This is a genomic window from Streptomyces sp. BE303 (assembly GCF_036290945.1).
Taxonomy (GTDB): Bacteria; Actinomycetota; Actinomycetes; order Streptomycetales; family Streptomycetaceae; genus Kitasatospora.
In genome coordinates, this window is record NZ_JAQYWZ010000596.1 from 1 (window position 1) to 498 (window position 498).

Here is a 498-nt window from a genome sequence, read left to right on the forward strand (position 1 = left end):
TATCGACACCCAACTCCGCTGCGAACGCCGGGAGATCGCCCCTCTCGACGACGTTCCAGAAGCCCGCCTCCGCAGGTTCCGCCGAACGGCCGGGCGCTGCTGCTTGCAGCCAGTACCGCTGGTGCTGGAAGGCGTAGGTCTGCAGCTCGGACGGTCGGACGCCCGTGAACAGCGGCGACCCGTCGACCGGGACGCCGTTGACGGGCAGGGTCGCGAGCGCCGGGAGCACGGTGGTGACTTCGGCACGGGCGCGGCGCAGCAGCGGCGCCGTGACGGCGTCGGGCTGCTGGACGAGAGCGGACAGCACTCCTTCCGGGCCGAGTTCGACGAACCGGGTGACGCCGTCGAGGGCCGCGCGGGCGTCGGCGAAGCGGACCGGCTTGCGGACCTGGTCGACCCAGTACTCCGGGTCCGACCACTGCCCGACACCGACCGGGCGGCCGGTCACCGACGACACCGCCGGGACCGAAGGCTCGGCGAAGGACAACCCACGCACCA

General features: G+C 72.5%; 1 pseudogene. It reads right to left on the reverse strand.

The annotated features are described in order from the left end of the window. Positions 1–457: pseudogene (locus tag PUR56_RS13330) on the reverse strand (hypothetical protein); the annotation flags it as partial. Between the last annotated feature and the right edge of the window lie 41 nt (positions 458–498).